This window comes from Streptomyces sp. NPDC020965, assembly GCF_044333555.1.
GTDB lineage: Bacteria > Actinomycetota > Actinomycetes > Streptomycetales > Streptomycetaceae > Streptomyces.
Map to the genome: position 1 here is coordinate 49,145 of NZ_JBIRRE010000006.1, position 14,746 is coordinate 63,890.

Below are 14,746 nucleotides of genomic sequence, written 5' to 3' on the forward strand. Positions count from 1 at the left end.
CCCGTCACCGTGGGCCCGCGCATACGGACCGTGCCTTGAGCTATCCGTCGATCCTCAGCCTCTTGGCCGCCTCGGGCCCGACCGGATAATGCCGTTCGGTCGGCAGCAGCCGCTGGGCCTGGGCGGAGCGGCCCGACCGCACGAGTGTGGCGGCCTTGCGGGTCTGCGCGGTGATGTCCGCGAGGTCCACCAGCCATTCCTCGTTGAAGCGCTGAATCAGCTCGCGGCCGATGCCGACCTGGATGCTGTAGTGATTCAGTGCGGAGCCCCGCAGAGTGCGCTCTGGGTCCCACTGCACATGGACCGGAGCCGTGGCCACCGCTGGTGGATCGGAGGTGGTCAGTACCCCTGTGGACAGGGCCTCCTCCCAGCCCTCCCGGGTAATCCGGACCGCCAGCACCCGCTCCTGGCCGGGTTTCTGGGCCCAGTTGCTACGGTGCATCAACCAGAGGAACGAGGGTTTGATCCAGGTCATCCGGCCAAAGGAGAACGGGGTGACGAAGCGATTGGCCCGCACGGACGGACCCGCGATGGCAGGCGAGTATGCCTGGTACACGACGATCGTCCGGGAGTCGTACTGGGCGCGTATCTGACGCTGTGGAACCATGCGTCGCAGCCTGCCAGTCGGCGTCTGCCGGAGACGAACCGTTTTCGCTGATCCGGACCAGGCCGACGCACCGCTCGAACATCGAGGACTCAGGCGGATGGAAGCGGAACTGGTGGGAGCAGACCTCGGTTTCACAAGTGGCGCAAATTCGGTGATCACCGTCTCTGACCGTGTCACAAGTCGCGGCCTTGACCCAATGCGACCGACCGGCCGGTCCTCTTCAAGTCGTCATGCACGGCATTCTCTCTCACGACCACCCCGCGACATCAGACCGCCTCGACCGAGCCCAAGGGCTGGGGCGGAGCCCAGGGCCACTCGGGCCGTAACGATGGTCATGTCAGGCATGAAGTGGGCCCACCCAGACCGGGATCGTGGGGCCAGCCCGGAGCTCTGGCCCAACCTCTTTGGCAGGTCTGACGAGTACTCCCGTGCGCCTGGCCCAAGTCGAGGTCGGCTGCGATGACGACGGGATTCGAACCCGCGGACAGATAGGAGCAAGCCCGCCCCGTCTCCGTCAGTCGACGTGAGGGGGCCTCCCCACGCCGATCGCAATGGGCCGCTCTGCCACGCCACCGCAGCCTGCGGGAATGCGCGCTGACCCGCTCCGCTCAGGGTAGAGACATCGTCCTCTACAGATGAACCCTTTTCCGGAACGGGAAGGCATCCCTGCCACAGGCCCACAGAAGTGGGGCAGTGGCCAATCCGAACCGCTAACGCCAGCACCAGGTCCCGGCCTCCTCAGGAGGCCGGGACCTGGGTTGAGCGCTGGGCATGCCGTGCACCTGCGTCCCCCACGGGAAGTGGGGTGCCTCTCCTTGGACCACCAACGCCAGCCCCGCAACCGGCGATCCCGGTCGTAAGCACAAGATCAATAGATCGCAGGAATCCCCCACTGCGGAACACCCTGGGAACGGTGCACAGCCCTCAACGACACCCGTTGCGAGCCACGTTGGCACCCGAGTGACACAACCCTTGCCTGCGGAGCCCACAGTCAGCCCACACCCTCCGACCGGGATCGCCGAGGCACCTTCCGGATCGGGAGCCCCGGCCGCAGCGAGGAATCAGTCAGGTTACCCAGCCCTGCGGATCGAGCATGCGACCCCACACAGGTCCTGAAGCGGCCCACCTTCACCACCGGTCTGTTGAAGGCCCAGACCGCCTGGTACCGCGTCTACCGGGAGTCCACGGACGCGCCGCCGCCAACTGCTCGCACTGTCGACGCGAATGGCCACACACCGCGGCCAGACGTCCGCCACCCGGAGTGCCGTCAAGAGGCTCCGCCCTCCCCCGGAAGGGGCGGGAGCCTCGCTGCGTCGATCCTGGCGGGTTCACTGGCCGGCGCTCCCTTCCTCCTTCGTCCGGCAGTCCGGGTGTCCCCATCCCGTACCGATTTTGGTGATCTTGCTTCCGGCCTCGTAGGCGGCGCCGCAGGCGCACCGGCCGGGGAACTTCGCTGTGATGGTCCGGATACCGCCTCGGTCGGGACTGCCGCTCTTCTTACGCTGGGCGGGAGCCTTTTTCGTCCCACGCGAAGGAATGGCCCGTTCCGGTGCGGGGACGGGCAGGTCGTGGCCGTGGGCGGTTCCGCCTGGCTTCTGTGTGGCGGCCGCGTCGCTCGCGGCCTGGTCGGCGATGGCGTTCAGTCGGTCCCCGCCCTCCTGATGCGCCGGGACGTACACGAGGTTGACCTCGCGCCCCGTCAAGAGGGTGTCGATCCGCTCGACCAGGTCGCGGTTGGCGACCGGGCTGCCGCTGGCGGTCTTCCATCCGTTGCGTTTCCAGCCGGGTAGCCACTGTGTGACCGCCTTCATGGCGTACTGCGAGTCCATCCGCACCTCCAGCGGGGTATCCGAAGGGGTGGCCTCCAAGAGGCGCTGCAGCGCCGTGAGTTCGGCGGAATTGTTGGTGGCGGTGCCCAGTGGGCCGGACTCCCAGCGCTGCGGGGAACCATGCGCGTCGGCGACGACCCAACCCCACCCGGCCCGACCGGGGTTCCCCTTCGACGATCCATCGGCGGCGGCCACGATGCGTTCATACATGCCCCCGATCATGCCACCCGCGCACACAGCGACTCTGCCGCGAGCGGCAGGTACCCGGCCGGCCGAGCGGCACCCCGCAGGATTGGGCTCACAGGGAGCAGTCTCGATCGGGTGGATGCCTCGAACGTGCGGCCGGGCGGTCCAACGGCCCTTGCGGGGCCGCCCCTGATTCTTCGCGTCAGGCCGGGAAGTGTCGTCTTCTGTCCGAAGCGAGGGAATGAACGCCGCCTTGGTGCTGGCTGCACCGATCCCTTCGGTGGGGGGACTGGGTACGACGATCCTCAGTCGTACCCTCACCAGGGGTGCCCGGAGAGGCATGGTGCTCCTCGACGAACGCTCCGGACGTGACTGGCAGCTCAACCCCACCGGCGCGCTGATCCTGCGGACACTCCTCGACGGCAACACGGCAGACGACGTGGTACGCCGACTCCAGAACGCGACCGGCAGCGGGGCGGGGCGGAGCCCGGACCGCGGTGATTCCGGCCGGATGGGAGCCCGCCGCGGCACGGGCCCCTTCCGGCTGCGCGGGAGAGGGCCACGACTTTCCGGATGCCCCGGACGGCCGCCGTGCCCGCCTGGTACGAAGGAGGGCACGGATACCCCCCGACCGAGAGGCGCCGCATGTCGGACGAGCTGCTGATACGGAAGATCGGCCATGGCTTCGACCATCTCGACCGTGACGGTGACGGCCGTCTGACGGAGCATGACCACACCCTCATGGGACAGTCCGTCGCCGCCTCCCTCGGACACCCCGAGGGGTCGCCGGCCGGACAACGGGTGATCGCGGCCTATCTGGCGATCTGGCGCGAGCTGCACCTGCCGCATCTGCCGCCGGGAGCGGACGCGGTCAGCCGCGCGGAGTTCATCGCCTCCACCCGGACCCTGGCCGACGACCCGGCGGCGGCCCTGGCCACGCTCGGCGGCCTCGCGGAGGCGTTCCTCGCGGTGGCCGACACGGACGGCGACGAAGCGGTGGACGGGGAGGAGTTCTTCGCCTTCCAGCACGGGCACTTCCCCGCACTGACGCGGCAGGCGGCCGCCGAGGCGTTCCGGCATCTCGACCGGGACGGGGACGGCACCCTGTCCCGGGAGGAATTCATCGGCGGCATGGTCGAGTTCTGGACCAGCCGCGACCCGGCGGCCCCGGGCACCTGGTGGACCGGCACGACCGACTTCCCCCCTGTCTGAGCCCCGATCGGGCCCCGGGCCGCGCCCGGCCCCTGTCTCAGCTCCGGCCCGGGGTCCCGCCCGACGCCTCTCAGCCCATGCTCTTCGCGCCGTCCAGGGACTCGCGGATGATGTCCGCGTGGCCGGAGTGCTGAGCGGTCTCGGCGATGATGTGGATCAGCACCTGGCGCACCGACCACCGCGCGCCCGGCTCGAACCACGGCGCCTTCGGCAGCGGCTGCGCGGCACCGAGGCCGGGCAGCCCGGCGACCAGCTCGTCGGTCCGGCGGGCCGTCTCCGCGTAGTCGGCCAGCACCCCGACCAGCGTCTCACCGGGCAGCAGCCGGAACTCATCGGCCCGCCTGGCCCAGTCGGCCTCGGTCAGGGCGGTGAAGTCCCCCATCGCCGACGGCCCGTCCGTGATGAACGCCAGCCAGCCCCGTTCGACCGCGGTGACGTGCTTGATCAGGCCGCCCAGACACAGCTCACTCACGGTCGTCCGCCGGGCGGCCTGCTCATCGGTGAGGTCCCGTGTGGTGAAACGCAGCAAGTGCCGCTGGGCGGCCAGCATCTCCAGCAGCTCGGCACACTCGCCGGTGACGGCCGGCGCAGCGGCGGGGTTGAGGGGCGCAAGCTTGTGCACGGTCATGGTCTCCGCCTTCTGGTGTCTCTGTTCCGTTCCTCGGTGTTCACACTAAGAGTCATATGGGTCAGTTCCTGTCCTCGATGACGGGACGATGAGCCTGTGTGTTCCAAGACCTCCGCCGTGTCCCGCGGGCAGGGGCGGGCGCCGGAGCGGGCCCGTCCCGGACCTTGCCGGGCGGTACGCGGGGTCAGGGCCCGGGGCACGGAACGCTCACCACACAGAACCCGGTCAGCAGCGCGAACCCGGGCGGGACCCATCGCAATCCCCCGGACGGCGGCGACAGCTCCGGGCCGGGGCGGAGACCGGTCAGCAGGCGGTGCAGCGCGGCTGCGGAGAACAGGGGCACAGAGGCGTCCCCACCAGATCGGGATCCCAGCGCACGAGACGTCCCGTCGTCAGGTGCCCCAGTGCCAGTCCCGCCCCCGCCGCCAGGAGAACGGGCGGCAAGATCCTGGACATCAGCGACCGGCCGGAGGATTTCCCGGTGGCAGTGATCTTGCAGAAGGGCAGCGTGGTCGCCGGCTCGTTGCCGCGGGCAGGCGGCTGCGAGGGGTGGCCGCTCGGCACACCCTCGACGCAATGGCCTTCGCCCCTCTGGGAAGGACAGGCCCTACAGGGCGATGGGGCCGTTCCTCTTGTCCGGGTGTGCCAACAGAACGTAGCGGTGGCGGAGAGGTTGGACAGGCCGAAGAGCTCCACCAGTCGGGCGGGGTCGGCGTGTGGCGTGCTTCGTCGACGATCCGGTCCACGCGCAGTCGGCCCCGGCGGGAAGGCCGACGCGTTGGAGGAGCTGCTGGACCATGGTCGTGCTGATGGGCGGGGCCGGAGTCGTCGACGGCGGTGCCGATGACCCCGGAACGACGATCAAGGGGCACCCGTCGACCGGACCCACACCAGCCCGGCACGGTCACGGCGATCGGTATCGTGAGAAACATCCATGCGCGCAGTCTGCCGCCGCCCACCGACACCGACCGGAGGCCGGAGCCTGGTCGACTGTGCCGGGCCCAGGCAGTCGGCACCAGTCGGGCTCCGTGACCCGGGGCCCGCAACGGCCCGGCGCACCCGTCGGCATCGTCTGACCAAGATTCTTGGGCCTCGGTCATGAATGGCCACATCTACCGGCACCGGCGCCCCGTTTCAGCACGGGACCTTCGGCGATTACTCCAGGCCGCCCAGCCGCTTGTTCATCGTGTCGAGTGTCGGCCAAGGAGGACCACCGCGCAGGGCGCGCAGGAACTCCTCTCCCCAGCGCCTCCCGTTCGGAAACTGGTCGCCCAGCTCCCAGCGCCACGCGGCGACCATCGCGAGAACGAGCTGTCGGCACTCGTCCACAAGCTCCTGGTCGACGTTCGGGTAGTGCTCGCAGACCGCCTCGGGAACATGGGCGAGGTCGAACTCGACGGGTCCACGACAGCACGTTTCAAGGTCGATGAACAAAGGGCCGCTCCTTGTGCTGAGCACATTGCCCGGATGCGGCTCGCCGTGGAGCAGTTGCTCCACGGCGCCGCGCCCCTCGATCGCGTGGCGCAGGCCGGCCAGCCTGCCGTTGAGGAAGACGCGGTCCGCGTCGGCGAGCTCCGGTGAGCGGTCCGGGTCGGCGACAACTTCTTCCGCCTCCGTGATCCGGTCCGTGAACCTCGGGCTCGGCACATCGACGCTGCGCATGCCGGCGTGCATCCGCTCCAGCGCCTTGGCGTAGTCGACCGGTGAGAAGTGAGGTGCCACGGGCTCGTAGTAGGTCCACAGCGTCACTGCGAAACCATCGCGCGTGTACACACGCGGGTCCGCCCGAGGCTCCAAAGGGCACACTGGGCATCCGGCCTCGGTGAGCCGCTGAGCGAGCTCGACTTCGAACTGCGCGACCTCGTGTCCCACAGGGGCGACCCGGGCGAAAACGTCACATGGAGTCAGCCGCAGTGCCAGCTTGTTCGAGTTGTGGAGAACGATCACGTCGTCAGCCGGCAGGTCGAGCAATGCGGCGACCGAAGTCGCAGCCGCGATCGCACGCGTAACGTCGGTGATCTCCACCCTCGAATCTTGGCACAGACGAGCGAGGGTGGTGCCAATAGCCGGGGCTCGTCTTGATGAGGACGTCACCGTGGTGGCGGGGGGGCACGCACGGCCGGCGCACATGGTCCAGCCGCGCGCGCCAGCCTCAAGCGCCGGTTCCTCACCCACAAGCACCCCGACCTCAAAGACGCTTTCCTCGCCCGCCGCGCCACTCCGGCGACACCGTCCCCCGTCATCAGCCGACCACCGGATCTCATCGGCCAACTGCCGCGTCCGGGCCCTGGAGCGCCACTGCGGGATGGCGCGCAGCATGTCGGTCGCTGGTGTCTGGTCCCGGGGGGGGGCAGCGGGGCGGCATTCTCCCACGCGTCGCGTAGGTGTGCGGCCGATGTGCTGTCGAGCGGGAACCGGCGACGGATTTCCTCGCCGGTCACGGTGGGCTCGGCTTCCTCTGCCGGGGGGACGACGAGGTAGACGTCGGGGTCACCGCTGTCGAGGCCGTGCTCGTCGGCGCAGGTCAGCACCTCGTGCGGAACATCGAGGCCGTGAAGACCGGGATCGAGGGCACGGGTGGTCGGGGATTCGCCTCGGATGACGAGCCACCCGGCGGAAGACTGCTCGGACATGGGACCTTCAGGAGAGAGCGCGGCGGCCGTCTGACCGCCATGGATCGGCCGGGGCCCTCCTGGGCGGATGAGGTGCAAAGGGTAGCGCTGTCGTCGCACCGACGAGGAGTGGCACGCGACGAGCGCCTCGGGCCGAGAGCCAGCGGCTTCCCGAAGGGGTGCACGTCTACACCCAGGCCATCGCCACCCTCCGTACCGACCCCAAAGTGCGCGCCGACGTGCCCCGGCCGGCCCGGATCCGGAGGTCCCGCGAGTCTGCTCGGCCTGCACGAGACCGGCCGACCGCGGGGCCTGCGGCACCGGTCTACGCCGCCGTGGCGTTGTCCCCCTCCAGCGCCGCGCGCAGCCAGTCATCCGCGGAACCCGGGGTCGGCTCAGGCCGGCCGCCCGGCTGCGTGAGCACCACGGCCGCCAGCTCCCAGTACCGGTCCAGCCGCGGTTCGGCCGCGAGCCGCTCGGCCAGCCAGCGGCGGAACGCACGGGTGTCCCGGCCGCCGTACGCGCTCGCGTACACCGCCACATAGGCGTCCAGCGCCTCACCCGGAAACGGCTGCCGCGCCCGGCGCACCTGCGGGCCCGCCAGCTCATACGCCTCGGCGAGGCCCGCGTACAACGTGGCCGCGCCACGGGCCCCGGCCGCCCGGTGCACCTCCGGCTGGGGCTGCGTGCCGCCGGGGCAGGGAGCCGTCGTCAACGCGTGCAACCGCATGAACGCGAGCACCTGTGCCGGGTCCGGCTCGTCGGGCGGCTGCGGAACGGCCACCTCCAAGAACGCCGCCGTCGCCCGAGCGGGCATCCGCGCCGGCAGCCAGCCACGCCAGAACCGGGCCAGCGGCGCGGTGCTCGGCGGGCTGCTCACCGCGCCGATCAGCCGCAGCCGGTCAGACCGCTGCGCGGGTGGACACTCCCGCACCAGCCGCAACGCCGCCTCCCGCCAGCGCAACGCCCTCAGCTCACCGCCCAGCTCGCGCAGCCGGACCGCGACGGCGTCCTCCAGCACCCGGCCCGCTGCGCCCTCGTCCTCCAGCACCCGGCGCACCTCGGGCAGCGGCAGATCGAGGGCGCGCAGCGAGCGGATCAGCCGCAGCCGCTCCAGCGCCTCGGGGCCGTACCGGCGATGACCGCCGCCGCTGCGGTGCGCCTCGGGCAGCAGGCCCTGGTCGGAGTAGAAGCGGACCGTCTTCACGGTCGCGCCCGCCCGCTCGGCCAGCTCGCCGATGCTCCAGCGATCCTCGTGCGACGTGGACAGTTGAACCTCCCTTTGGGGGAGTTCCTACGGTACCGGCAGGCCACCGGGGCGAAGGCGCCGGTGCGCGGCAGCACGGCGCGCGCGACCGACGCGACGTCGCGGAACGGACCCGAGGAGACGGCCATGACCGTATTCATCATGGTGGCAGGCGTGTTCACCGGCGCTCATGTGTGGCAGAGAACCACGGAGCGGCTGGTCGCGACGGGCAGCGAGGCGCACGCCGTCCCGCTCACCGGAGTCGACGCGGGCCGCCCCGCCGGGTCAGCCCCCGTCGATCTGGAGACACACATCGCGGACGTGATCGAGGCGATCGACGCGGTGGACACGACATCCGGCCGGGATCTGGTGCTCGTGGGCCACGACTACGGCATCCACCCGGTGCTCGGCGCGGCCGATCGACGCCCGCAGCGCGTCTCCCGGGTCGTCTACCTGGACTGCGGAATGCCGCAGAACGGCGTCCCGGCGTTGGCCGCCGTACCGGACCAGACCCTGCGCGCACGGCTCGCCGAAGTGGCCGGGCGCGAGGCGGCCGAGGGCGAGCTGGCACCGCCGACGCGTGACGGGTGGCAGCGCTGGGGCAGCACCGCCGATGTCTCCGACGCGGTACTGGACCGGCTCACCGCCCTTGCCGCGCCGCAGCCGCTGGGCACCCTGACCCAGCCGCTGCGCCTGACCGGAGCGGCTGCCGCCGCGCCCACCACCGGGGTGCTGTGCACCCTCAACGGTGTCGGCGTCGATCTGGTGCAACAGCTCGTCGACCTCGGCGACCCCGGGCTCGCGGCACTGGCCGACCCTCGGGTCACCTTCTTCGAACTGCCCACGGGGCACTGGCCGATGCTCTCCCGCCCCGCCGAACTGGCGGACGTCCTGCTGCGCGCCGCGGCAGGCGAGGGACGCCGGCTGCGACCGCGCCGCGCCGAAGCGCCGCCCGCCCCGCCGCGTCCGTTCCCGCTCGATGTGCCCGAGCTGCCCCGGGACCGGAAGGGACATGTCGACCTGTACGTCCCCGACGCCGAGGGGCCCCGACCGGCGGTGGTCTTCGTGCACGGCGGACCGGTGCCCGCCGGGGTCCGCCCGACCCCGCGCGACTGGCCGACCCTCATCGGATACGCCCGGTTCGCCGCCGCCGAGGGCGTGGTCGGCGCGACCCTCGACCACCGACTGCACGACGTCGCCGACTATGAGCGTGCCGCGGCGGACGTCACCGCCGCGGTGGAACTGGTGCGCGCCGATCCCCGGGTGGACGCCGACCGGGTCGCCCTGTGGTTCCTCTCCGGCGGCGGCCTGCTCGCCGCGCCCTGGCTGACCCGGCCCCCGGCCTGGCTGCGCTGCCTGGCCGCCTCCTACCCGATCCTGGCGCCGCTGCCCAACTGGGGAATGACCGACAGTCGGTTCCACCCCGTCGGGGCGCTCGCCCACGCGGGTCCCCTTCCCGTGGTTCTCCTCCGCGCGGGACGGGAGACACCCGAGATCGCCGCCACCGTGGAGGCGTTCGTGACCGCGGCCGAGGACCACGGGGCGCGGCTGGAACTGGTCGACGTGCCAAACGGCCACCACGGCTTCGAGACCCTCGACGCACCTGAGGAGACCCGCCCGGCGCTGCGCCACGCCATGCGCTCGGTGGTGACCCATCTGACCGGCTGACGCCGACGCGGGTCGGTCGGCGGCTCGTCGAGAGCTCGCGGGCGACTGGAGAGCCGGGCCGTCTCTCCAGGATCCCCGCGCCGCCCGAAATCTGAGGAGACACGCGCCGCCGCGACCCATGAGTTCCGCTCCTGTGTGTGGTCGACACCGGTGCAAACAGGCACACGGATGGGAGCAGCACATGGGTGAGCTGGTCGTGGTCAACTTCGTCTCGTTGGACGGTGTCATGCCCTCGGTCCTCTCGGCCGACGAGGACCGGGACGGTGGGTTCGATCAGGGCGGCTGGGTGCTGCCCTGTGTCGACGAGGTGGTGGAGCGGTTCATGAGCGAGGCCACGGCTGGTGCCGGGGCCTGCTCCTGGGCCGCAGAACATACGAGATCTTCACCGCCACATGGCCGTACGCCGCCATGGACGACCCCGCGGTGGCCGCGCTGAACGCGATGCCCAAGTACGTGGCCTCCCGCACGCTCAGGGATCCGGGCTGGGCGAACACCGCGAGGCTCGGTGCGGATCTGGCGGCGGAGGTCAGCCGTACCAGGCCAGCCACGTCCGACAACGAGACGGTGGTGCTGGGCAGCGGAGGGTTGCTCGGAACCGGCTGTCGACGACGCACTCCTCGCCCCCATCTCCCCGGCCCACAGCGAGAACGTCAACTTCTTCGGCACCATCAACGTGGCAGTCGAAACGGAGCTCACCAAACTCGACCCCCCGCCGGACACTGGCCCCTGCGGGCACGGCGACCCGAAGGCGCGTAGACGGTGTCCGCTCACGCAGACGGGCACCGTCCCCGAGCACGGCGGCGGCCAGGACGACGCAGCGCCGATAGATCCGGACGAGACGAAAGGAGAATCAAGCGAACTCCGAAAACACAGTGCGGCACGCAATGATCTCGGCCCTCGCCAAGCGAACAGGAGAAATTACGTGGTGGCAAAAAGCTGCAACCGGGCGGAATCCACCCACATTATGCGCCCTGTGGTGCGTATGTGGCGTGGGTTCTTCTCGATCTCGTACGTGGTGGATCCTGTCTGGATGAGGCAGTTCCGACTGTCGTGAATGCTGGCATTATTTCGTACTGCCCTTCGCTGCCGGTTTCCTCCGGGCGGGCATGGACCTCAGGCCCGTAACTCCAGCATGTCCGACGTTGGGCACCACGTGAGGGGGATGAGAAATGCGTTACGCGATCCGTGTTCGTCCGGAGTCGCCGGCCTCTCCGCGGAGCGGAGGGCGAGCGTTCCGCACGCTGATGGCGACGGCCGCCTCGCTGATCCTCATCGGCGGGACGGCTTCAGCCGCGGGAGCTGAGAACAGTGCTGTTCAGAGCCCCGATGGTGGTCTCTGTGTCCAGAGGGTCGACGGAAGCGCCCGCTGCTACGACAGCGAGGCTGCCGCCCTCGACGCCCCGGGAGTCGCGACCCGTGCTGAGCGAGACACGGTCTCGCCGGTATCCCTGGCCGACTGCACGTTGGGCCGGTTCTGCATCTGGGAGTGGACCGACTTCAACTCCAACGGTCTCTGGCGATGGCGCATCGGCGCCGGGACCTGGCAGTTGGTGGAGGGGGACATCATGAACAAGGGAACGAGCGCGTTCAACCACCGCTATGGCACGGTTTTCCTGATCGACAGCGCCTGCCCGGAATGGGTGTACCGCCTCGACCCAGGCGAACGCAACGCCGACCTCGGCAAGGAGTCGCGCCCTGCCCCCTGTGGGGGCAACTGGAACAACCGGGTCGACAAGGTCAGACTCTTCTGACGGCGGGGAATCGGCGTACCGTCCGCCGTGATCCGATACCGCCAGGCCGTTCCATCCGCGAGCCCCCGGCACGAGCGACAGTCGGCACCGGAGGTTCGCCTCGGCTTCCACCGGTCAGCGCTTCAACCGGTCAGCCTGGACGCGCTCAATGACGCGGGCGCCGACATCTTCATGACCATCTGGTGGGCTGGGTGGAGGGGAGACACTGACGGGCGGCCCCTCTCCGGCTATGGCGATCGTGCCAGGGCGACACTCCCGGCCGACGACCCTTGTGATGGGAGACACGGTGCTTTCTGGTCCGACACGACTGCACGGATGCCTGGCTCTGACGGCGCTGTCTCTTCTGCTCTCCCTCCTGCCGTCGCCCGGGTTGTACGCGGCCCCGGTCTCCCAGGCGGTCGAAGGCACGCGACCACGACACCACGGAGGAAAGGCCGCCTTCCCGGGAGCGGTGTCCACACCTTTCACCCACCACACTGAGGGCTATGCCTGCTTCCGGATCCCCGCGCTGATCACCACCACCTCCGGTGCGCTGCTCGTCTTCGCGGAGGGCCGTGTCGACGACTGCAGCGACATCGGGCACATCGACATCGTCATGAAACGCTCCCTCGACGGAGGCCGGACCTGGGGGCCGCTGAGCGTACTGAGCGGCGCGGGCGACACCCTGGCCCACGGGAACCCCGCGCCCGTCGCCGACTCGGCGACCGGCCGGATCTCCCTGCTGTACGCCTCCGGCCCGTGGAGCGTCGGGGCGGACGTCACCCGTGTTCGGGGCCCGCGCGCGCTGCACGCCCTGAGCAGTACGGACGACGGCGTGAACTGGAGGACGAGGGGCCCGCTCAGCCATCTCAAGCCCGCGGGCTGGACCTGGGTCTCCACCGGCCCCGGCCACGGCATCCAGCTCGCCGGCGGCCCGCACCGCGGCCGACTCGTGATTCCGGGCGACCATACGACCGACGACGCCCAGGGCGGCGGGCAGCTGTACTACAGCGACGACGGCGGTCTGAACTGGACGCTCGGCGCCGTCCACCGCGTCCCCAGGACCTCCGCCTACCCCTCGGAACCCACCGTGGCGGAGAGGAGAGACGGCTCCCTGTATGTGAACGCCCGCAGCTCGGCCACCTGCGGCACCGACGACCACCGGATGACGGCGACCAGCACGGACGGCGGCCTCAGCTTCGCCACTCCGTTCACTCCCGTGCCCTCCCTGGAAACGCCCCCCGTGTTCGGCTCCCTACTGCGCATGCCCTCCTCCGGCCCGAACCGGCCCCGCCTGCTCCTGTCCGCCCCCTCCCGCCCCGGCGCCCACACAGTGGAGGACCGCCGCACCCTCGCCGTCCGCTCCTCGTTCGACGAAGGCCGGACCTGGCAGAGCGCCGGCACCGTCGTCGACCCCGGACGGGCCGGCTACTCCGACCTGACACTGCTGCCCTCCGGCGCCATCAGCCTGGCCTACGAGACAGCGACCAACACCCCCCACGGCACCATCCGCTTCACCTCCTTCACCGAGACCCACATGGATACGGAACGCGAGGAACTACGCCTCCCGCGCACCTCCGACAGCACCGGAAACAGCAACCACGCCGTCGTCCACGGCAAAGCGGTCCTGGGCAACCGCGGCTCCGGCAAAGCCATCGAACTCGACGGCCAGGACGACTACATCCGCCTCGTCAACTGCGCCCCGTCCCTGCGTCTAGGCGGTGGCGACTTCACCGTGACCGCCTGGTTCCGCCACACCGAGACCAGCAGACCACAGCCCATCGTCTGGGGATACGGCCAGGGCGCAGGCGCTCGGCAGTTCTGGCTGAGAGCGGAACCGGGCAGCGGAACCGTGCGCGCCGCCATCGACACCGGCACCGCGTCCGCCTCCGTGGAAACCCCCTCGTCCTACAACGACGGCGCCTGGCACCATGTCGTCTTCCAACGCCAGGGCAGCCGACTACACCTATCCGTAGACGGTGGCCCGGTCCGCACCACCGCCGCTCCCCCAGGGGACATCACCCCGCCGGGGGCCTTCACCATTCATCTGGGGGCACGTCCGGACTACGAGCAGCTTTTCCGAGGCGGCCTGGACGACATACGGATCCACGGCCGCGCCCTCACCCCCGCGGAGTACGCCCGGGTCCGCGACGGCGCCGTCGACGTGGCCGTCGAAGAAGAACGCGTCCGCCTGGGATTCACCACCTTGTGGTGAGCACCGGACACGGAGCGTTTTCCAACCTCACGATGAGGCGTGGTGAAGGACCAGGACGGCTTTCACGACGTTGGTGATGCGGTTGGTGCTGCAGCGGAGTTCCCACAGGAGGTGCCAGCCCTTCAGGGGCGCCATCGCCAGCTCACCGACACAGCGGATCTGGGCGTGAGTGGTGTGGTGCCAGCGCTTCCATCGCTTGAGCCGGCGGCCGCGAAACGGCACCCGGACATGGGCCGAAGACCCGGTCGGCGCCGTCCGGCACGCCGCGTCAGGGCCGTTGCCGTCCGGCCTGTGGGCGATCCGCCGTGACCGCCGACCGTAGCCGGCAGCAGCCGGGGCAGAACGATCAGCCCCTCAGCCACTCGTGGCGCGCATCCCCGATTTCCCGTTCCCGCCCTGGCCGTGGCTGCGTGCACAGAGCCGCCAACGCCCGGTCCTCTGTGGCAGCGCCCACACTCGCCATACACGTATCCGACGACGGACCGGGGTCTTGCGGGTTCTGACATGCACCTGTTCTTCTGTAGGGGATGCGGTGACGGCTGGGTGCACCGTGGCTCCTGAGGGAGGAGCTCATGACGACAGCGGCTCAGTTGTCCAGCCTGACCCTGGCGGTACAGCCGCCCCGGACGGGCTGGGCACGCCAGGCGCGGACCGATGACCGTCACCGTCGGCGAGGTTCACCGGGCCGTACGAGGCCGGGCTGTCGGGGGCGATGTGCTGTACGCGGCAGTTGCGTCGAAGACCGTCGACGCCTCGTCGGGCGGAGCGCCGGGGACGGCTGGACCCCCGTGCGCGTCACGGATGCCATCGGGA

At 70.3% G+C, this 14,746-nt stretch carries 12 protein-coding genes and 1 tRNA gene; 6 read left to right on the forward strand and 7 right to left on the reverse strand.

Annotation, left to right across the window (positions count from 1 at the left end):
* Nucleotides 1–40 precede the first annotated feature (40 nt).
* From ACH4S7_RS19260 to ACH4S7_RS19270, 3 genes are all read right to left on the reverse strand, one after another.
* Entirely contained in the window at nucleotides 41–607 is a 567-nt protein-coding gene (locus ACH4S7_RS19260) for a DUF4291 domain-containing protein (protein WP_398522415.1), read from the reverse strand.
* Nucleotides 608–1,064: 457 nt separating this feature from the next.
* A tRNA-Arg gene (locus ACH4S7_RS19265) sits at nucleotides 1,065–1,181 on the reverse strand.
* 754 nt (nucleotides 1,182–1,935) lie between these two features.
* The gene (locus ACH4S7_RS19270) at nucleotides 1,936–2,658 is read right to left on the reverse strand and encodes a ribonuclease H (protein WP_398522416.1); all 723 of its coding nucleotides are present in this window, start codon (nucleotides 2,656–2,658) and stop codon (nucleotides 1,936–1,938) included.
* 304 nt (nucleotides 2,659–2,962) lie between these two features.
* Between ACH4S7_RS19270 and ACH4S7_RS19275 the strand changes: the two genes are divergently transcribed.
* Together ACH4S7_RS19275 and ACH4S7_RS19280 are read left to right on the forward strand one after the other, a co-directional pair.
* Nucleotides 2,963–3,286, forward strand: a complete 324-nt coding sequence (locus ACH4S7_RS19275) for a PqqD family peptide modification chaperone (RefSeq protein WP_398522417.1) — start codon at nucleotides 2,963–2,965, stop codon at nucleotides 3,284–3,286.
* Nucleotides 3,268–3,834, forward strand: a complete 567-nt coding sequence (locus ACH4S7_RS19280; RefSeq protein WP_398522418.1) for an EF-hand domain-containing protein — start codon at nucleotides 3,268–3,270, stop codon at nucleotides 3,832–3,834. The genes ACH4S7_RS19275 and ACH4S7_RS19280 overlap by 19 nt, the downstream gene beginning before the upstream one ends.
* 70 nt (nucleotides 3,835–3,904) lie before the next feature.
* Here ACH4S7_RS19280 and ACH4S7_RS19285 read toward each other — a convergent pair whose 3' ends face one another.
* From ACH4S7_RS19285 to ACH4S7_RS19295, 3 genes are all read right to left on the reverse strand, one after another.
* Nucleotides 3,905–4,462 carry a DinB family protein gene (locus ACH4S7_RS19285; protein ID WP_398522419.1) on the reverse strand — a complete coding sequence of 186 codons (558 nt, stop codon included), beginning with the start codon at nucleotides 4,460–4,462 and terminating at the stop codon, nucleotides 3,905–3,907.
* A 1,155-nt stretch (nucleotides 4,463–5,617) separates the two neighbouring features.
* Nucleotides 5,618–6,487, reverse strand: a complete 870-nt coding sequence (locus ACH4S7_RS19290) for a phosphotransferase (RefSeq protein ID WP_398522420.1) — start codon at nucleotides 6,485–6,487, stop codon at nucleotides 5,618–5,620.
* 912 nt (nucleotides 6,488–7,399) lie between these two features.
* Entirely contained in the window at nucleotides 7,400–8,344 is a 945-nt protein-coding gene (locus ACH4S7_RS19295; protein ID WP_398522798.1) for a MerR family transcriptional regulator, read from the reverse strand.
* A gap of 123 nt (nucleotides 8,345–8,467) precedes the next feature.
* Here ACH4S7_RS19295 and ACH4S7_RS19300 point away from each other — a divergent pair, with 123 nt between their 5' ends.
* The 4 genes from ACH4S7_RS19300 to ACH4S7_RS19315 all read left to right on the forward strand — a co-directional run bounded on the left by ACH4S7_RS19300 (nucleotide 8,468) and on the right by ACH4S7_RS19315 (nucleotide 13,933).
* On the forward strand, nucleotides 8,468–9,988 hold the full coding sequence (locus tag ACH4S7_RS19300; RefSeq protein WP_398522421.1) for an alpha/beta fold hydrolase: 1,521 nt from the start codon (nucleotides 8,468–8,470) through the stop codon (nucleotides 9,986–9,988).
* 181 nt (nucleotides 9,989–10,169) lie between these two features.
* Nucleotides 10,170–10,424 (forward strand): hypothetical protein, encoded by a 255-nt coding sequence (locus ACH4S7_RS19305; protein ID WP_398522422.1) that lies wholly within the window; start codon nucleotides 10,170–10,172, stop codon nucleotides 10,422–10,424.
* An 808-nt stretch (nucleotides 10,425–11,232) separates the two neighbouring features.
* Nucleotides 11,233–11,739: a hypothetical protein gene (locus ACH4S7_RS19310; RefSeq protein ID WP_398522423.1), complete on the forward strand. Its 507-nt coding sequence runs from the start codon at nucleotides 11,233–11,235 to the stop codon at nucleotides 11,737–11,739.
* 451 nt (nucleotides 11,740–12,190) lie between these two features.
* Nucleotides 12,191–13,933 (forward strand): exo-alpha-sialidase, encoded by a 1,743-nt coding sequence (locus tag ACH4S7_RS19315; RefSeq protein ID WP_398522424.1) that lies wholly within the window; start codon nucleotides 12,191–12,193, stop codon nucleotides 13,931–13,933.
* A gap of 27 nt (nucleotides 13,934–13,960) precedes the next feature.
* Here ACH4S7_RS19315 and ACH4S7_RS19320 read toward each other — a convergent pair whose 3' ends face one another.
* The gene (locus ACH4S7_RS19320; RefSeq protein WP_398522425.1) at nucleotides 13,961–14,155 is read right to left on the reverse strand and encodes a hypothetical protein; all 195 of its coding nucleotides are present in this window, start codon (nucleotides 14,153–14,155) and stop codon (nucleotides 13,961–13,963) included.
* Between the last annotated feature and the right edge of the window lie 591 nt (nucleotides 14,156–14,746).